We start from the raw sequence: 17,748 nt of genomic DNA on the forward strand, positions 1-17,748 counted from the left end.
CTATCATATAGAAATACGAGTACCGACCACGTGTAAACATTACTAGGAGGAATTATGAACAAGAGAACTAAGATTTGGCTGACGCTTGGGCTGATGTCCGTACTCGCAATCGTTCTATCTGGTTGTACCCCTGGAACATACGGGACAGGTGAACCGATTACTGCTGATACAGAAGGTTTCTGGAAACATTACTTTGTTTGGCCGATGGCTTGGTTGATCGGAAAAATCGCGGAATACTTTAATGGGGATTACGGGATTGCGATCGTCATCACGACCTTGATCGTCCGAATGGTGATCTTACCGTTAATGATCAAGCAAACGAAGAGTATGGGTGGTATGCAAGTCATCCAGCCGGAAATGATGAAGCTTCGTGAGAAATATAGTTCGAAAGATCAAGAAACACAGCAAAAACTGCAACAAGAGATGATGAAGTTGTACCAAGAGCACAACGTTAATCCGCTTGCCGGCTGTTTACCGATCTTGATTCAAATGCCGATCTTGATTGCCTTCTACAACGCAATCATCTATACACCGGCTATTTTCCAACACTCGTTCCTCTGGTTCGACCTCGGAAAACCGGATCCGTTGTTCATCTTACCGATTTTGTCGGCAATCTTTACGTACCTGCAACAGAAAATCTCGATGGCAGGTCAAGACGACAATCCACAGATGAAAATCATGCTGTACGTCTTCCCGATCATGATCTTCGTCATGGGTGTGACATTACCATCTGCCTTGTCATTGTACTGGGTCGTAGGTTACATCTTCTCGATCATCGTGACGATCGTCATCATGAAACCGATGCGTGAGAAGATCAAATTACAGACTGAAGCAACGATTGCTTCAAAACGTGAAAAAGAAGCGGCTCAAGCAGCTCCTGCTCCGAAAAAGCCGAAAAAGAAACGTTAATCACAAATGAGGGCGATACTCCGTTTTTACAGAGTGTCGCTCTTTTTCTTTTGCGCTATTTCGTGTATAGTTGTCACGTTATACCCATTTATATATTCCTGAACATTAACTATAGAAAAGATTGCAGAAAACGAGGTGTGAACAACAGATGATGGAATTTGATACGATAGCCGCAATTTCGACGCCGATGGGCGAAGGAGCGATTGCAATCGTTCGTTTATCCGGTCCAAAAGCGGTCGCAACGGCGGATTGTGTTTACCGTGGTGCCAACCGATTAACCGATGTCCCGACGCATACGATTCATTACGGCAAGTTAGTGGAGCAGACGACAGAACAGGTCGTCGACGAAGTCATGGTCAGCGTCATGCGGGCGCCGAAAACCTTTACGCGGGAAGATGTCGTCGAACTGAATTGTCACGGCGGAATCGTCGCCGTCAATCGGGTGCTCGAACTGATTCTCGAACAACCGGACGTCCGACTCGCCGAACCGGGAGAATTTACGAAACGCGCTTTCTTGAACGGGCGGATCGACTTATCCCAGGCCGAGGCCGTGATGGACTTGATCCGGGCGAAAACCGACCGGGCGATGACGGTTGCCGTCGGTCAAATCGAAGGACGGTTGTCAAAACTGGTACAGGATTTACGCGAACAATTGTTGCAGACGATTGCTTCGATTGAAGTCAACATCGACTATCCGGAATACGATGCAGAAGAGATGACCCAACAAATCGTTCAGAAAGACGCCGGCGAAGTCCGACGCATCTTAACGGAACTTCTGGCGACGGCCCGACAAGGGAAAATCCTGCGCGAAGGCTTGTCGACAGCGATCATCGGGCGTCCGAACGTCGGAAAATCGTCTTTGCTCAACACATTGGTGCAAGAAGCAAAAGCGATCGTCACCGATATCGCCGGGACGACACGTGATACGATTGAAGAATACGTCAATGTTCGTGGTGTCCCGCTGAAATTAATTGATACGGCGGGGATCCGGGAAACCGAAGACATCGTCGAACGGATGGGTGTCGAAAAGTCGCGTCAGGCGCTTAACTCAGCGGACTTGATTTTACTGGTCTTAAACGGAAACGATGCATTGACGGAAGAAGATGTCTTGTTATTCGAAGCGATTCGGGGCATGAACGCCATCATCATCGTCAATAAAAGTGATTTACCGCAACAGATTGATCTCGAGCGCGTCACTCAGTTGGCGGATGACCGTCCGATCGTCACGACGTCCCTGCTCGAAGAAGCGGGAGTCATGGATCTTGAAGCGGCCATCGCCGCCCTCTTCTTTGAACAAGGAGTCGAAGGTCAGGACATGACGTACGTGTCGAATGCCCGTCACATCCAATTGATCAAACAGGCGAGTCAGATGATTGAAGATGCACTCGGTGCGGCGGAAGCGTCGATGCCGATTGATATGGTCCAGATCGACTTACGCCGGGCGTGGGATACACTCGGTGAAATTAATGGAGATACAGCGCAAGACAGTTTGCTCGATAAATTGTTCTCGCAATTTTGTTTAGGGAAATAAACGTTGCCAGGTTGTTGATTTTTAAAAGGAGGAACCACAGTTATGGCTTATCAAGCAGGCGAATTCGATGTCATCGTCATCGGAGCCGGTCATGCGGGGATTGAAGCATCCCTCGCAGCCGCTCGTATGGGTTCAAAAACCGTCATGTTGACGATGAATCCGGACATGGTCGGATTCATGTATTGTAATCCGTCGATCGGCGGTCCGGCAAAAGGGATCGTCGTCCGGGAAATTGATGCTCTCGGCGGAGAAATGGCACGGGCGATTGACGCCACGTACATTCAAATGAAAATGCTCAACACATCAAAAGGTCCAGCCGTTCGTGCACTTCGGGCACAGGCAGATAAATTCGAATACCAAAATCGGATGAAAAAAGCCCTCGAAGATGAACCGAATCTGTTACTGCGCCAAGCTCTCGTCGAACGATTGTTGATCGAAGACGATACGTGTGTCGGCGTCGTCACGAATACAGGAGCCGAGTACCGGGCAAAAGCGGTCATCATCACGACCGGCACATTCATGCGCGGAAAAATCATCATCGGTGAGTTGTCGTATGAGAGCGGTCCGAACAATCAGATGCCATCGGTCAACTTGTCGAAACATCTGGAAGAACTGGGCTTCGAACTGGCCCGTTTCAAAACCGGTACACCGCCGCGAATCGATGGGAAAACGATTGATTATTCGAAAACGGAAATCCAACCGGGTGATGCTGTCGCATTGCCGTTCAGTCATGAAACGACACAGATGATTACGGAACAGATTCCATGCTGGTTGACGTATACGACCGAATATACGCACCAGTTGATCGATGCGAATCTCCATCGTTCCCCGATGTTCTCCGGAATGATCAAAGGAACGGGTCCCCGTTACTGCCCGTCGATCGAAGACAAGGTCGTCCGGTTCAGCGATAAACCCCGTCACCAGATTTTCCTGGAGCCGGAAGGTCGTGACACGGAAGAAGTCTACGTCCAAGGACTCTCAACGAGTCTGCCGGAAGACGTCCAACATGATATTTTACGGTCGATTCCAGGACTTGAGAAATCAGAGATGATGCGTCCCGGTTATGCGATCGAATACGATGCGGTCGTCCCGACACAACTCTGGCCGACACTTGAGACGAAGCGGATTGCCGGATTATTTACAGCCGGACAAATCAACGGCACAAGCGGTTATGAAGAAGCGGCCGGACAAGGAATCATGGCCGGCATCAATGCTGCACTCAAAGTTCAGGAAAAAGAACCACTCATCCTGTCGCGTTCCCAAGGTTATATCGGCGTCATGATCGATGATCTCGTGACAAAAGGAACAAACGAGCCGTACCGTCTGTTGACGTCACGTGCCGAATACCGCTTGTTGTTGCGTCACGACAATGCCGATTTACGTCTATCCGACATCGGACATGAACTAGGTCTGATCAATGAGACACGTCATGCGAAATTAGCCGAGAAAAAAGACGAAATCAAGCGGGAAATGAAACGACTTGAAAAAGTCGTCATCAAAGCGACGAGTGAGGTCAACGAACAGTTGACGGCAATTGGTGTTTCCCCGTTAAAAGAGGCGCTACACGCCATCACGCTGCTCAAACGTCCTGAAATCACGTATGCGATGATCGCCGAGATGACACCGGCACCGGTCGCGCTTTCTCCGGAAGCAGCGGAACAGGTCGAAATCCAAGTCAAATATGCCGGTTACATCGACAAACAGCTTGATCAAGTCGAACGGATGATGCGGATGGAGAAAAAACGGATCCCGGAACGTCTCGATTATGACGTCATCAGTGGTCTTGCGATTGAAGCGAAACAAAAACTAAACCAAGTGCGTCCGCTCTCGATTGGACAAGCATCACGAATCTCAGGGGTCAACCCGTCTGATATCTCGATTTTGCTCGTCTATATCGAACAAGGCCAATACGCATTGACTGCGGAGTGAAGAGAATGAATCAACAGCAATTCGTAACAGCATTGGCGGAACAAGGTCTCGAGGTCTCGGAACATCAATTGCAACAGTTCCGACGGTATTATGAACTACTCGTCGAATGGAACGAAAAAATGAATTTGACGGCAATCACGGATGAGGAAGGCGTTTATTTAAAACACTTTTACGATTCGATCACAGCGGCGTTCTACTTTGACTTCACGCAAGTCGAAACGGTCTGTGATGTCGGCGCCGGTGCCGGTTTCCCGAGTCTGCCGATCAAAATCATGTTCCCGCATCTGAAAGTCACGATCATCGATTCGCTGAATAAACGGATCGGCTTCTTGAACATGCTCGCGACGGAACTTGAACTCGAAGGAGTCGCCTTCCATCATGGTCGGGCGGAAGAATTCGGGAAAAATAAACAGTTCCGGGAACATTTTGATGTCGTGACGGCCCGTGCGGTCGCCCGGATGTCGGTGCTTGCGGAGTACTGTCTGCCTCTTGCCAAAGTCGGCGGTCAATTCGTAGCCTTAAAAGCCGCGAAACTGGGCGAAGAGCTCGAAGAAGGGGCAACAGCCCTGAAAGTGTTAGGTGGGAATTTGCGGGAAAGTTTCCAATTCCAATTGCCAGGTGAGGAAAGTGAGCGTAATATCGTTATTGTCGATAAAAAACGATTAACACCCGGGAAATATCCGCGTAAAGCAGGTACACCGGCAAAAGATCCACTAGGTTAAACACCGTTTCACGTGAAACGATGACTGATGAAGGCGAGGTACACCAACGTGAAGAATGCAATTGCCAAACTGCTCGGTAAGGGAGGACAAACCGCTGCCCTTAAGCTGGATCCACAAGACACTGTCCGTGAGTTGAAATTAACGGAACTGGTGGCAAACCAGTTCCAGCCGCGGACCGTTTTTGACGGGGAGCGGATTACTGAACTAGCGACCACGATCGAAGAACATGGTTTACTGCAACCGATTGTCGTCCGAAAACAAGGCGAAGGGTACGAAATCATCGCCGGCGAACGCCGTTTTCGGGCTGTACAATCGCTCGGATGGGATACGATTCCCGCCATCATTAAACAGATGACGGACGAGACGACAGCTGCCCTCGCACTCATCGAAAATCTGCAACGTGAAGAGCTGACGCCGATTGAAGAAGCGGAAGCGTATGCCCGATTGCTGGCGATGCAAGAAATTACCCAGGAAGTGCTGGCGCGCCGACTCGGACGGAGTCAGTCGACGATCGCGAATAAGCTCCGCTTACTCCGGTTGCCGGACACAGTCCGGGAAGCCCTCAAGCAACGCCAGATTACGGAACGGCATGCCCGCGCCCTTCTGCCGTTAAAAGAAACCGACTTACAGACTCAGGTCTTAAGCGAAATCATCGAACGGGAATGGAACGTCAAGGAAACGGAACAACGGGTCGAACGTCTGTTGACGCCGAAAGTTCCGAAAAAACGTCATAAAAGTTTTGCCCGGGACACGCGGATTGCCTTAAATACAATTCGTGATTCCGTTGATATGATCGAACGGACCGGTTTGACGGTCGAAAAAGAAGAACTGGATTGCGAAGAATATGTCGAGGTGCGGATCCGCATCGTGAAGGCACGTCCGTAACGAGCGGTCGTGCCTTCCGCTACGTTTAGGAGAGATTACGTATGAATGAAATACCAATTGGAGCCATTCGGCCCAATCCCGGACAGCCGCGCAAGCAGTTTCACGAAAAGGCGTTGGCGGAATTGTCCAACTCCTTGAAACGACACGGGATGATCCAACCGATTGTCGTCCGTCCACGCGAAGGGTTTTACGAAATCGTTGCCGGCGAGCGACGGTATCAAGCGGCGAAGCAGGCCGGATTTTCACGTGTCCCCGTCCTGATCATCGAAGCGAATGAAACCCGTGTCATGGAACTGGCGTTGATTGAAAACATTCAGCGCGCCGATTTGAGTGCGATTGAAGAAGCGATGGCGTACGCTGAGATGCTCAAAGAGTTTAACGTCACGCAGGCGGAACTGGCGAATCGGGTCGGGAAAAGCCGGTCCCATATCACGAACAGTCTCCGCTTGTTGCAGTTGCCGGTTGATGTCCAGCAAGCCGTCATGGAAGAACGGTTATCGATGGGACATGCCCGTGCCTTGTTGGCCTTAAAAAATCCGCTGAAAATCGAACGGATGGCCGAACGGGTCATGCGGGAAAATTGGACGGTTCGCCGCCTCGAACAGGAATTGCGGGAGAAAAAACAGGCACGACCTGTTGCGGTGAAACCGACAGAACTGGATTTCATCGAGGAAGCTTTACGGGACCGGATCGGGGCGACGGTTCGGATCAAAACGACGAAGCAGGCCGGGAAACTGGAGATTGATTTCATCGATGAAGACGATTTGAACCGGATTCTCGAACTGCTGCTGCCGGAAGAACACGAATAAAAGGATCCACTCCGTACCAATGCGGAGTGGATCCTTTTGATTGAACGTACGTCAGGATCGTCGGACAGATGAGTCGATCAAATCGAGCGTGGTGTGAAGGAAATCGTGGTACGGGTCGTCTCGGCGGACAGCTTGGTGTCGAGTAAGGCAAAACTGTCGGCGACCAATTCCGCCAATTCATAGACGAGGTGCAGTCGTGTATTTTGTAAAATCATCATTTCCATGAAACCACTGACGTTGACGACGGCCTTGATATTAAAATCACCGACGGCCGGCAGTTCTTTTTGGACACCGGCACCCGGTGCAAGCGGACCTTCGGAGAAGAAGACGTGCCCGACACTCGACAATCGACCGAGGCAGGCATCAATCGCGATGACAAGCGGACGATAGTGTGTCGTCTGAATCGAATGGATGGTCTCTGCCAGATTCAACGCGTGGACCGGTTTGGCCAGTGTTCCGTAGACATGCATGTTCGACGGACGGTTTTTTTCCAAAAAGGTCCCGACGAGTGGACCAAGCGAATCACCGGTCGAGCGGTCGGAGCCGATGCAAACAAGTACGACGGGACGGTTGTCTTTCATCGCACTGACCTGCTCATGTAGTTGTTCCGCGAGTCGTTCTTTGGCGAACGGTTCGGTATATTCTAAAAAGAAGGAATAGGGCTTTTTTTCATGGGAATGGAACCGAAAATTCATCGAGATCATCCTTTCTTCTCCTGGTGTCAGCGTCTTGGTGTCATGGTGAGAGTGAAGGCGTTCTGTAATGATTTTCCTTTCCCGGTTTTTAAGAAAATCTAACGTCAAAATCGGTTCTTTAGTTGAAAGTCATTTAAAATCACGTATACTGTCGTAATAGAGAGAATGGAAAGGATGGAGAGAATGGCTACCAATCAAGATGTACAAAATTCAGTCGCCCAAGTGGATCGGATTTTTGAACAAGTCATGGATCCGGACATGTGGATCCGGTTTGGGCTCAAGTTGTTGATCGCCCTGATTATCATCGCCGGTTTTTATATATTGACGCGTGTGTTGACGGGGGCGGTGTCGAGGCTATTTACGATTCGAAAGATCAGTGAACACGATTATCTGGCACAACGTCAAAACGAGACGTTATTGAAATTGTTGCAAAATGCGATTCGGTACGTTCTCGGAATCGTCATGTTGCTGACGGTGCTCAGTCAGTTCGGCATCAACATCACCGGACTTGTCGCCAGTGCCGGTATCGCCGGGCTTGCGATTTCGTTTGGTGCGAAAAACTTGGTTCAGGATATCATCACGGGAGCCTTCATCATCTTCGAACGCCAATTTAAAGTCGGCGACTTTGTCCGGGTCGGCTTGATCGAAGGGGTCGTGACGGAACTCGGAATTCGGACGACGAAGTTAAAAGGATTAAATGGAGAAATCCATATCATCCCGAACGGTCAAATCTTACAGGTGACGAACTTCTCCGTCGACAACAGTTTTGCTTTAGTCGATGTTCAAGTCTCGTATGAAGAAGATTTGGAACGGGTTGAACGGGTTCTCCATCAAATTGCCGATACGACGACCAAAAAATATGAAGACATGTTCGTCGAACCGATTCAAATGCTGGGTGTCCAGACGCTTGGACCGTCTGAAGTCGTCTACCGCTTGATGGCAGAAGTCCCGCCGATGCAACACTTCCAGGCAGGACGCTTAATCCGGAAAGAACTGAAACAAGGACTGGAACTGGAAGGAATCAAGATTCCATATCCACGGATGGTCATGATGAACACAGAACAAGGGAATGGTGGTCAAGCCGATGATGCCAAAAACGTACAATCTTCATGATTATGTCGAAATGAAAAAACAACATCCGTGCGGCACGAATCGATGGCAAATCATTCGGGTCGGAATGGATATCCGGATCAAGTGTCAAGGTTGCGGTGCGAGCATCCTGATGCCGCGCCGGGATTTTGACAAACGCCTCAAAAAAGTATTACCTGAATGACTCTGAAGAAGAATCCGGAAACCAGCCGGATTCTTTTTTTCGTTCAGATTTCAGGAAACACGTCATCCGTTGCCTCAGACTACGAAAAAACGTACATCAAACAGCGGGACGGTTAAAAAAGAACCAGCATCTCCTTGCTTAAAAAAATTGAACTATCTATAATTGTGAAAGATGTGCTGACGTGGTGTAATCATTCTACCCACTGCGGCCGCTAGCACGGATTTCCTAGGAAATACCGAAAAGGAGGAATTCCAAGTGGGATTAACAGCAGGAATCGTTGGCTTACCAAACGTAGGAAAATCAACACTTTTTAATGCAATTACACAAGCAGGTGTCGAGGCGGCGAACTATCCGTTCGCGACGATCGATCCAAACGTCGGTGTCGTCGAGGTGCCGGACGCACGTCTTCGTAAATTGACGGAACTCGTCAATCCGAAGAAGACCATCCCGACAGCATTCGAATTTACGGATATCGCGGGAATCGTCAAGGGCGCGTCAAAAGGAGAAGGACTGGGAAATAAATTCTTGGCCAACATCCGTGAAGTGGACGCGATCTGTCAAGTCGTGCGTTGTTTCATCGACGAAAACATCACGCACGTCTCAGGAAAAGTGTCACCAATCGATGATATCGAGACGATCAACCTCGAATTGATCCTCGCCGATCTCGAACAGGTGGAAAAACGGATCCAACGCGTTCAAAAACAAGTAAAATCGCGTGATAAAAACGCAGCAGGTGAACTCGAAGCACTCGAAATCGTCTTGGCTCTACTGGAAGACGAAAAACCGGCCCGTCTCGCAGAATTAAATGAAGATCAAGCCGCAATCGTCAAACACTTCCAATTGTTGACGATGAAACCGATGCTGTACGTCGCAAACGTCGGGGAAGACGAAGTCGCTGACGCCGACAGCAACGAAAACGTTCGTCTTGTTCGTGAATTCGCCGCACAAGAAGGGGCAGAAGTCATCGTCATTTGTGCCCGAATCGAAGAAGAAATCGCTGAACTCGAGCCGGAAGAACGCCAAGAGTTCCTCGTGGATCTCGGAATCGAAGAATCAGGTCTCGACCAGTTGATCCATGCAGCTTACAACACGCTTGGACTGGCTACGTACTTCACAGCCGGCGAAAAAGAAGTCCGCGCCTGGACATTCAAAAAAGGGATGAAAGCGCCACAATGTGCGGGTGTCATCCACTCTGACTTCGAACGTGGTTTCATTCGTGCTGAAGTTGTCGCTTACGACGATTTAGCAGCAGCTGGAAACATGGCGACCGTCAAAGAACAAGGCCGTTACCGTTCTGAAGGAAAAGAATATGTCTTCCAAGACGGCGATGTTGTCACATTCCGCTTCAACGTTTAAGCGAAGCAAACGAATCTTTATTGCATAAACCAAAATACTTTGATAGTATTAACAAATGTGAGTAATGAATTATTGCTCCTTGCTCGATGAATCGAGCCGCCAGTCCAAGAGGAGGTGACAGATATGCGTAAATACGAAGTACTTTACATCATCCGTCCGGAAGTTGATGAGGAAGCACGAAAAGCTCTAGTTGAGCGTTTCAACAAAGTCCTCACTGACAACGGTGGTACAGTTGAAAAAACAACTGAAATGGGTAAACGTCGTTTTGCTTACGAAATCAATGATATGCGTGAAGGTTTCTACGTTCTTCTTAACGTGACTGCTGAACCAGCAGCTACAAAAGAACTTGACCGTCTCATGAAGATCAGTGACGATATCGTTCGCTTAATGATCACAAAAGACGAGAAATAAGCTGAAACAGGAGAGTGATTCTGATGATTAACCGCGTCGTTTTAGTCGGTCGGTTAACTCGTGACCCTGAAATGCGTTATACGCAGAGCGGGATTGCGGTAACGCGATTCACACTCGCTTGTGACCGTCCGTTTACAGGACAAGATGGGAAGCGAGAAGCTGACTTCATCGATTGCGTCGTTTGGCGCAAGCAAGCAGAGAACGTTGCTCAGTATTTGAAAAAAGGGAGCCTTGCAGGTGTTGAGGGTCGCCTTCAGATTAGTAGCTATGACGATAAAGATGGTCAACGTCGTTATCGTGCAGAAGTCGTCGCGGATAGTGTTCGATTCCTAGAATCACGCAATGCAAGCCGTTCTTCCGATAGTGATAGCTACTCTTCGAATTCAAATACAGGTGGAAACGGGAATGCTGCAGGATGGGGTTCACAGCAACAGCAGAACAACTCTTCCTCGCCAGCACCGGCTTCATCTTCATCGAACTCGGGCTTCGGCGCTGATCCGTTCAGCGGCGGCAGTTCGATCGATCTTTCAGACGACGATCTCCCATTCTAATGGGAACGTCGGATTGAAAAATTTACTCTAAAAAGGAGGTTAATCACATGGCACGTCGTCCAGGTGGAAAACGTCGTCGTAAAGTATGTTACTTCACGTCGAACCACATCACTCATATCGATTATAAAGACGTAGAACTTCTCAAACGTTTCATTTCGGAACGTGGAAAGATTCTTCCACGTCGTGTGACTGGTACTTCAGCGAAATACCAACGTCCACTTACAATCGCAATCAAACGTTCACGTCAAATGGCTTTAATTCCATACGTAGCTGACTGATTACGGTCTGGCGCTTTTCCTTCTCGAAGGAAGAGCGCTTTTTTTCGCTTCGCTTTCAACCTGTCCTGCTTTTCGGTTATAATATACAAGTTAACGAATTTTTTAAGAAGAGTCTATTCAGTATACAAGGAGGACGCGATGGGGTCAGGTCAGCAGGTATCACCCGAACGAGAACGACGATTCTTTCGTTTCGTTCCGTATCTATTAATCGTGGCTCTACTGTTTGTCGTCGCCGTCGATCACCCCGTTATCGCAGCAATTGGTGCCGTCTTGACGACAGGTCTGTTTGCCCTTCATATTCTGGAGGAGCGACGTGGTCGGAAGTCGTGGGAAAAATATGTCGCCGGCATCTCGATTCAAGTGGAAGACACAGGTCAGGACGCTCTGACGAACATGCCGATCGGAATCTTACTGTATGACGAAGAGACACGCGTCACATGGTTTAACGATCCGATGCGCGAGATTTTTGACAACTTGGCGATGGGGAACATCTTGACGGATCTCGATCCGTTGTTCGTCGAGATGATTGCTGTGGATGAGGATCAGGCGACGCTCGAGATCGGTGAATCGGTCTATCGTGTCTTTTCCAACAGTGAAAACCGGACATTCTATTTGTTTGATATGACAGAAGAAGCTCAGGTCGAACAACAGTTAGTGGACAATCAAACCGTTATTGGCGTCATTTATCTGGATAACTATGATGAGATGACACAAGGGATCGAGGATCAGCTGCGCAGTGAACTGAACAGCCGTGTAACACAACTGTTGAACCATTGGGCGGCCGATCACGGAACGTATATCAAACGAACCGCTTCCGACCGTTACTTCATCGTGACGACGGAAGAAAATTTACGGATCTTGGAACGCTCGAAGTTTTCGATTTTAGATACGGTCCGGGAAGAAACAAGCCAACGTGGTGTCCAACTGACGTTGTCGATCGGCATCGGCTGCGGCAGTGACCCGATCCCTGCGCTTGGACTGATGGCACAATCTAGTTTAGATTTAGCATTAGGACGAGGCGGCGATCAAGTCGTCATCAAACGGGATGGTAAGGTTCGCTTCTACGGCGGGAAAACCAATCCGACCGAAAAGCGGACCCGTGTCCGTGCCCGGGTCATTGCCAACTCCCTGCGTGATTTAATGCAGGAATCCAGTCGGATCCTGATCATGGGTCACCGGAATCCGGATATGGATTCCCTGGGTTCCTCGATCGGAATCCTGAAACTCGCCGAGATGAACGATAAAGAGGCACACATCGTCCTGCCGGAAGCAGAAATCGGTCAAGGCATCCGGCGGATGATGAACGAAATCAGCGAGGAACCGAAACTTGCGACCCGTTTCGTCAACGCTTTCCAGGCGGATCAGTTGATTGATGATCAAGCCTTACTGATCATCGTCGATACCCACAAACCGTCACTCGTCGTCGTTCCGGCATTACTCGATCGTTTCGAACGGATGGTCGTCATCGACCACCACCGACGGGGAGAGGACTTCATTGAAGAACCGGTCCTCGTCTATCTCGAACCGTATGCGTCGTCGACGTCCGAACTCGTGACGGAACTGATTGAGTATCAGCCGACGAATCAAAAACTGGCGATGCTCGAAGCAACGGCGTTACTGGCCGGCATCATCGTCGATACAAAAGGCTTTACATTACGGACCGGCTCCCGGACGTTCGACGCAGCTTCTTACTTGCGTTCGCAAGGTGCCGATACGGTCTTAGTCCAAGAGTTCCTCAGTCAGGACCTCGAGACATACGTCGAGCAGTCACAGATCTTGGAGCGGACAGAAATTTATGCCGCCGGGATGGCGATTGCGACGGCTGAGCCGGGGGTCATCCATGATCAAGTCTTGATTGCGCAAACAGCCGATCAACTCTTGTCCCTTCAAGGCATTCGGGCTGCGTTCGTCATTGCGGAACTGCAGGACGGACGGACGGCGATCAGTGCCCGTTCGCTCGGTGAGGTCAATGTCCAGCTGATCATGGAGACGCTCGGAGGCGGCGGTCATTTAACGAATGCCGCGACCCAGATGACCGAATCCGTGTTGACGGTCGCGACAGAATTACGAAAAGCGATTGATCACTATTTAGAAGATGAAACAAAAGGAGAGGAAACAGAATGAAAGTTATTTTCTTACAAGATGTAAAAGGCCAAGGTAAAACAGGGGACGTTAAAGAAGTCGCCGATGCATACGCAAACAACGTGTTATTCAAAAAGAAACTAGCACGTCCGGCAACGACCGGGAACCTCAAGCAACATGAGGCACACGAGCGCAGAGCAGCCGAAGAAGCGAAACAAGCGTTACTTGATGCCCAAGCGTTAAAAGACAAGATCGAAAAAGAAACGATCATCGTTTCGACGAAAACAGGTGAAGGCGGTCGTGTCTTCGGATCAGTCACAAGCAAACAAATCGCCGACGAGTTAAAACAGATGGGCTACAAAATCGATAAACGTAAAATCGAACTCGAGCACCCGATCAAAACACTCGGCGTCACAAAAGTACCGCTTAAATTGCACAATGAAGTCACAGCCACGCTCAACGTTCAGGTCAAAGAAGCGTGACTAGAAAAGGGGACCGGTGATGAGTGATCTAATGCAAAATACGCCACCCCAAAGCATTGAGGCGGAACAAGCCGTCCTTGGGGCGATCATGATCGATGCTGATCGACTGATCAGTGCGTCCGAACGATTATTGCCACAAGATTTTTACCGGGCAGCGCACCAACGGATTTTTGAGACGATGCTCGTCTTGTCGGACCGCGGCGAAGCGATTGACTTGGTTACGGTCACGGCGGAACTCAGTACGCTCGGCATACTCGAGGAAGTCGGCGGACTGGCGTACCTCGGTGAACTCGCCGAAGGGGTTCCGACTGCGGCGAACATCAATTACTACGTCAATGTCGTCGATCAAAAGTCAACGTTACGCCGACTGATCCGGACGGCCAATGAAATCGTCACGGATGGCTATGAACGGCAAAACGAGGTCGATGTCCTGCTGAATGAAGCAGAACGGAAGATTCTCGAAGTCTCACAAGGAAAAGGAAGCGCGAGCTTCATTCCGATTTCGGACGTCTTGACGAGTGCCTACGCGACGATTGACAAGCTGCACAAACAAAGCGGTGAGACGACCGGGATTCCAACCGGATTCCGCGACCTCGATCAAGTCACGGCCGGCTTCCAACGAAACGATTTGATCATCGTGGCGGCCCGTCCGTCTGTCGGGAAAACGGCATTCGCCTTGAACATCTCCCAAAACGTCGCGACACGTGCCGACGAGAACGTCGCCATCTTCAGTCTTGAGATGGGGGCGGAACAACTCGTCATGCGGATGTTGTGTGCGGAAGGGAATGTGGATGCACAGCGTCTCCGGACCGGACAGCTGGAAGACGAGGACTGGGGTAAGCTATCACTTGCGATGAGCAGTCTGTCTCAGGCCGGCATCTATATCGACGATACGCCGGGCATCCGGGTGAACGACATCCGGGCGAAATGCCGTCGTCTGAAGCAGGAACACGGTCTCGGGATGATCATGATTGATTACCTTCAATTGATTCAAGGGAACGGCCGCTCAAGCGATAACCGGCAACAGGAAGTCTCCGAGATTTCCCGGTCCTTGAAGTCGCTTGCCCGTGAACTCGAAGTCCCCGTCATTGCGTTATCACAGTTATCACGGGGAGTGGAGAGCCGGCAGGACAAACGGCCGATGATGTCCGATATCCGGGAATCCGGAGCGATCGAGCAGGATGCCGATATCGTCGCTTTCTTGTACCGCGATGATTACTACAACAAAGAAACGGAAGATGCGAACACGATCGAGATCATCATCGCCAAGCAGCGGAATGGTCCGACCGGTACCGTCAAACTCGCCTTCCGGAAAGAATTTAATAAGTTCGTGGATCTTGAGCCAAGCAATTCGTATGCACCACCCGCTTAAATCCATTCGATTCTCCTCTGCCGATTCTGGCAGGGGAGTTTTTTGAATCGTTATGTTCGAATATCTTGAAGAGAAAGGAAAAAAGTGATTTAAAATCGCGTTTTAAACGAACGAAAGAGAAATGTAACAATAAATCGTTCGGTATTTGGTTGACTTCTGTTTTTTTCCGCGTTACACTTAGTCGTGGTTTTGAATCGTACGTGGAGGTGGATGAGAATATGTCATCAGTAGTAGTAGTCGGAACACAGTGGGGCGATGAGGGAAAAGGGAAAATTACCGATTTTCTTTCGAAAAAAGCCGATGTCGTCGCTCGTTATCAAGGTGGAGACAACGCAGGACATACGATTGTATTTAACAATGAGACGTATAAGTTGCACTTGATTCCATCAGGGATCTTTTACTCAGACAAGAAATGTGTCATCGGGAATGGTTTGGTCGTCAACCCGAAATCGCTCGTCAAGGAATTGAAGTATCTGCACGATCGTGGTGTTTCAACAGATAACTTACTTATTTCAAACCGGGCACATGTCATCTTGCCATATCACCAACTGCAGGATCAGCTCGAAGAAGAGGCGAAAGGCGATGCGAAAGTCGGAACGACGCTCAAAGGAATCGGACCGTGCTACATGGATAAAGCAGCACGAATCGGAATCCGGATGGCAGACTTGCTCGATAAAGAAACATTCGCTGAAAAACTGAAAATCGTCCTCGAACAAAAAAATCGGATGTTCACGAAGATGTATGACGCGGAACCGATTGCGTTCGATGATATTTTCGAAGAATACTATGCGTATGGTCAAGAATTCGCGAAATATGTCTGCGATACGTCGGTCGTCGTCAACGACAGCCTCGACAAAGGGGAAAAAGTCCTCTTCGAAGGCGCACAAGGTGTGTTGCTTGATCTGGATCACGGAACGTATCCGTTCGTCACATCATCCAATGCCTCTGCCGGCGGCGTCGCCTCAGGCGTCGGTGTTGGTCCAGCCCGGATCGATCATGTCGTCGGTGTCTGTAAAGCGTACACGTCACGTGTCGGAGATGGTCCTTTCCCAACGGAACTGTTTGACGAAATCGGTCACCAGATCCGTGAAGTCGGCCGTGAATACGGTACGACGACAGGCCGTCCACGCCGTGTCGGTTGGTTTGATTCGGTGGTTGTGCGTCACTCACGCCGGACAAGCGGTTTAACAGACCTTTCGCTCAACTCGATCGATGTCCTGACAGGAATCGATACCCTCAAAATCTGTACGTCGTACGAGTTTAACGGCAAACAGATTGACGAGTATCCAGCAAGCTTCCGTGATCTCGAAGCGTGTGTCCCGGTATATGAAGAGTTACCGGGTTGGAAAGAAGATATCACGCATATCCGCAAGTTTGAGGATCTGCCGATCAATGCGCAAAACTATGTGAAACGAATTGCTGATTTAACAGGCATCTCACTCGTGACATTCTCAGTCGGACCCGGACGGGAACAGACGGTTGTCCTGCGTGACCTGTACGAAGAAGCGTAATTGTTAAAGCAGTTTCAGATGTCAGATCTGAAGCTGCTTTTTTTATACCCCACTAAGCGAAAACATTCACAAAATGAATCAAAAAAGCGTATACTGAAAGTAATGTTTCACGTGGAACGACGAACGTGGACGAGTCATGTAGTCCATCGAGTGGCGCCGGGAGTTTCCGTCGCCACCTTTCTATATGGATTAAAAACAGGTAAAATAGATTGAATAGAAATTTTCTAAGGGGGAACACCCAGTGACGGAACGTAAAATCCTCGTCGTCGATGACGAGCAGCCGATTGCGGATATATTAAAATTTAAATTAGAAAAAGAAGGTTACAGTGTAGACGTAGCGAACGATGGTGTCGAAGCGCTTGAGAAAGTCGAAGAATTCAAGCCTGACCTCATCCTCCTCGATATCATGTTGCCGCTGATGGACGGAATGGAAGTCTGCCGGGAAGTCCGGAAGACGTCAAAAGTGCCGATCATCATGCTGACAGCAAAAGACTCGGAGATCGATACGGTTCTTGGTCTTGAACTGGGGGCGAATGACTACGTGACGAAACCATTCAGTTCACGTGAATTGTTGGCCCGTGTCAAAGCACATTTACGGAATGTGAACGTGGTCGAGGCGACGCCTGCCAATGCTGGACCGGGTCCGTTGAAAGTAGGAGAACTGTATATCGATACGAATTCTCATACCGTCACACGACAAGATCAAAAAATCGAACTCACACAACGTGAATTCGAACTGTTGCACTATTTAGCGAAAAACATCGGGCAAGTCATGACCCGTGAACATTTATTGCAAACGGTCTGGGGATACGATTACTTTGGAGATGTGCGGACGGTCGACGTGACCGTGCGTCGTTTGCGTGAAAAAGTCGAAGATAACCCAAGTACACCAATCTACATCATGACCCGCCGCGGTGTCGGCTATTATCTCCAAGACGGGGAGAATGAATAA

General features: G+C 49.4%; 18 protein-coding genes. 17 read left to right on the plus strand and 1 reads right to left on the minus strand.

Going from position 1 to position 17,748, the window contains the following annotated elements:
- The first annotated feature begins 54 nt into the window (after nucleotides 1-54).
- The 6 genes from yidC (at nucleotide 55) to KNP87_RS16480 (ending at nucleotide 6,785) form a co-directional block, all read left to right on the plus strand.
- Nucleotides 55-909, plus strand: coding sequence for a membrane protein insertase YidC (gene yidC, locus KNP87_RS16455; RefSeq protein ID WP_026831586.1), 855 nt, complete (start codon nucleotides 55-57; stop codon nucleotides 907-909).
- 151 nt (nucleotides 910-1,060) lie between these two features.
- Nucleotides 1,061-2,440 carry a tRNA uridine-5-carboxymethylaminomethyl(34) synthesis GTPase MnmE gene (gene mnmE, locus KNP87_RS16460; protein ID WP_214722325.1) on the plus strand — a complete coding sequence of 460 codons (1,380 nt, stop codon included), beginning with the start codon at nucleotides 1,061-1,063 and terminating at the stop codon, nucleotides 2,438-2,440.
- A gap of 42 nt (nucleotides 2,441-2,482) precedes the next feature.
- On the plus strand, nucleotides 2,483-4,369 hold the full coding sequence (gene mnmG, locus KNP87_RS16465; protein ID WP_026831588.1) for a tRNA uridine-5-carboxymethylaminomethyl(34) synthesis enzyme MnmG: 1,887 nt from the start codon (nucleotides 2,483-2,485) through the stop codon (nucleotides 4,367-4,369).
- Nucleotides 4,370-4,374: 5 nt separating this feature from the next.
- The gene (rsmG, locus tag KNP87_RS16470) at nucleotides 4,375-5,091 is read left to right on the plus strand and encodes a 16S rRNA (guanine(527)-N(7))-methyltransferase RsmG (protein WP_119923394.1); all 717 of its coding nucleotides are present in this window, start codon (nucleotides 4,375-4,377) and stop codon (nucleotides 5,089-5,091) included.
- Between the two features lie 48 nt (nucleotides 5,092-5,139).
- Nucleotides 5,140-5,976 (plus strand): nucleoid occlusion protein, encoded by an 837-nt coding sequence (gene noc / locus KNP87_RS16475; RefSeq protein ID WP_028105345.1) that lies wholly within the window; start codon nucleotides 5,140-5,142, stop codon nucleotides 5,974-5,976.
- Between the two features lie 41 nt (nucleotides 5,977-6,017).
- Nucleotides 6,018-6,785, plus strand: a complete 768-nt coding sequence (locus KNP87_RS16480; protein ID WP_026831591.1) for a ParB/RepB/Spo0J family partition protein — start codon at nucleotides 6,018-6,020, stop codon at nucleotides 6,783-6,785.
- A 77-nt stretch (nucleotides 6,786-6,862) separates the two neighbouring features.
- Here KNP87_RS16480 and yyaC read toward each other — a convergent pair whose 3' ends face one another.
- Complete coding sequence (gene yyaC / locus KNP87_RS16485) at nucleotides 6,863-7,480, minus strand: spore protease YyaC (protein ID WP_035414299.1); 618 nt, start codon at nucleotides 7,478-7,480, stop codon at nucleotides 6,863-6,865.
- Nucleotides 7,481-7,663: 183 nt separating this feature from the next.
- Between yyaC and KNP87_RS16490 the strand changes: the two genes are divergently transcribed.
- The 11 genes from KNP87_RS16490 to yycF all read left to right on the plus strand — a co-directional run bounded on the left by KNP87_RS16490 (nucleotide 7,664) and on the right by yycF (nucleotide 17,748).
- Nucleotides 7,664-8,593, plus strand: coding sequence for a mechanosensitive ion channel family protein (locus KNP87_RS16490; protein ID WP_028105347.1), 930 nt, complete (start codon nucleotides 7,664-7,666; stop codon nucleotides 8,591-8,593).
- The gene (locus tag KNP87_RS16495) at nucleotides 8,565-8,753 is read left to right on the plus strand and encodes a DUF951 domain-containing protein (RefSeq protein WP_012371900.1); all 189 of its coding nucleotides are present in this window, start codon (nucleotides 8,565-8,567) and stop codon (nucleotides 8,751-8,753) included. Before KNP87_RS16490 ends, KNP87_RS16495 begins: the two co-directional genes overlap by 29 nt.
- 255 nt (nucleotides 8,754-9,008) lie before the next feature.
- Entirely contained in the window at nucleotides 9,009-10,109 is a 1,101-nt protein-coding gene (ychF, locus tag KNP87_RS16500) for a redox-regulated ATPase YchF (protein WP_026831594.1), read from the plus strand.
- 123 nt (nucleotides 10,110-10,232) lie between these two features.
- Nucleotides 10,233-10,520 carry a 30S ribosomal protein S6 gene (rpsF, locus tag KNP87_RS16505; RefSeq protein ID WP_012371898.1) on the plus strand — a complete coding sequence of 96 codons (288 nt, stop codon included), beginning with the start codon at nucleotides 10,233-10,235 and terminating at the stop codon, nucleotides 10,518-10,520.
- Between the two features lie 23 nt (nucleotides 10,521-10,543).
- On the plus strand, nucleotides 10,544-11,071 hold the full coding sequence (locus KNP87_RS16510) for a single-stranded DNA-binding protein (RefSeq protein WP_012371897.1): 528 nt from the start codon (nucleotides 10,544-10,546) through the stop codon (nucleotides 11,069-11,071).
- 47 nt (nucleotides 11,072-11,118) lie between these two features.
- Nucleotides 11,119-11,349 (plus strand): 30S ribosomal protein S18, encoded by a 231-nt coding sequence (gene rpsR, locus KNP87_RS16515; RefSeq protein WP_012371896.1) that lies wholly within the window; start codon nucleotides 11,119-11,121, stop codon nucleotides 11,347-11,349.
- Between the two features lie 138 nt (nucleotides 11,350-11,487).
- Nucleotides 11,488-13,473: a DHH family phosphoesterase gene (locus KNP87_RS16520; RefSeq protein WP_214722319.1), complete on the plus strand. Its 1,986-nt coding sequence runs from the start codon at nucleotides 11,488-11,490 to the stop codon at nucleotides 13,471-13,473.
- The gene (rplI, locus tag KNP87_RS16525) at nucleotides 13,470-13,913 is read left to right on the plus strand and encodes a 50S ribosomal protein L9 (RefSeq protein ID WP_147512196.1); all 444 of its coding nucleotides are present in this window, start codon (nucleotides 13,470-13,472) and stop codon (nucleotides 13,911-13,913) included. The genes KNP87_RS16520 and rplI overlap by 4 nt, the downstream gene beginning before the upstream one ends.
- A 19-nt stretch (nucleotides 13,914-13,932) precedes the next feature.
- Nucleotides 13,933-15,285: a replicative DNA helicase gene (gene dnaB, locus KNP87_RS16530; protein WP_026831597.1), complete on the plus strand. Its 1,353-nt coding sequence runs from the start codon at nucleotides 13,933-13,935 to the stop codon at nucleotides 15,283-15,285.
- 218 nt (nucleotides 15,286-15,503) lie between these two features.
- Entirely contained in the window at nucleotides 15,504-16,796 is a 1,293-nt protein-coding gene (locus tag KNP87_RS16535) for an adenylosuccinate synthase (protein WP_026831598.1), read from the plus strand.
- 241 nt (nucleotides 16,797-17,037) lie between these two features.
- Nucleotides 17,038-17,748 carry a response regulator YycF gene (yycF, locus tag KNP87_RS16540; protein WP_026831599.1) on the plus strand — a complete coding sequence of 237 codons (711 nt, stop codon included), beginning with the start codon at nucleotides 17,038-17,040 and terminating at the stop codon, nucleotides 17,746-17,748.

The organism is Exiguobacterium sp. s192 (assembly GCF_018618795.1).
GTDB classification, from domain to species: domain Bacteria; phylum Bacillota; class Bacilli; order Exiguobacteriales; family Exiguobacteriaceae; genus Exiguobacterium_A; species Exiguobacterium_A undae.

What these genes read in the sequence shown, in the direction of transcription:
- rpsR (WP_012371896.1), top strand. Translation starts at nt 11,119, where the DNA reads ATGGCACGTCGTCCAGGTGGAAAACGTCGTCGTAAAGTATGTTACTTC.
- KNP87_RS16535 (WP_026831598.1), top strand. Translation starts at nt 15,504, where the DNA reads ATGTCATCAGTAGTAGTAGTCGGAACACAGTGGGGCGATGAGGGAAAA.
- KNP87_RS16495 (WP_012371900.1), top strand. Translation starts at nt 8,565, where the DNA reads ATGATGCCAAAAACGTACAATCTTCATGATTATGTCGAAATGAAAAAA.
- yyaC (WP_035414299.1), bottom strand. Translation starts at nt 7,480, where the DNA reads ATGAATTTTCGGTTCCATTCCCATGAAAAAAAGCCCTATTCCTTCTTT.
- KNP87_RS16490 (WP_028105347.1), top strand. Translation starts at nt 7,664, where the DNA reads ATGGCTACCAATCAAGATGTACAAAATTCAGTCGCCCAAGTGGATCGG.
- dnaB (WP_026831597.1), top strand. Translation starts at nt 13,933, where the DNA reads ATGAGTGATCTAATGCAAAATACGCCACCCCAAAGCATTGAGGCGGAA.
- rsmG (WP_119923394.1), top strand. Translation starts at nt 4,375, where the DNA reads ATGAATCAACAGCAATTCGTAACAGCATTGGCGGAACAAGGTCTCGAG.
- rplI (WP_147512196.1), top strand. Translation starts at nt 13,470, where the DNA reads ATGAAAGTTATTTTCTTACAAGATGTAAAAGGCCAAGGTAAAACAGGG.
- yidC (WP_026831586.1), top strand. Translation starts at nt 55, where the DNA reads ATGAACAAGAGAACTAAGATTTGGCTGACGCTTGGGCTGATGTCCGTA.
- rpsF (WP_012371898.1), top strand. Translation starts at nt 10,233, where the DNA reads ATGCGTAAATACGAAGTACTTTACATCATCCGTCCGGAAGTTGATGAG.
- KNP87_RS16520 (WP_214722319.1), top strand. Translation starts at nt 11,488, where the DNA reads ATGGGGTCAGGTCAGCAGGTATCACCCGAACGAGAACGACGATTCTTT.
- mnmG (WP_026831588.1), top strand. Translation starts at nt 2,483, where the DNA reads ATGGCTTATCAAGCAGGCGAATTCGATGTCATCGTCATCGGAGCCGGT.
- KNP87_RS16480 (WP_026831591.1), top strand. Translation starts at nt 6,018, where the DNA reads ATGAATGAAATACCAATTGGAGCCATTCGGCCCAATCCCGGACAGCCG.
- mnmE (WP_214722325.1), top strand. Translation starts at nt 1,061, where the DNA reads ATGGAATTTGATACGATAGCCGCAATTTCGACGCCGATGGGCGAAGGA.
- KNP87_RS16510 (WP_012371897.1), top strand. Translation starts at nt 10,544, where the DNA reads ATGATTAACCGCGTCGTTTTAGTCGGTCGGTTAACTCGTGACCCTGAA.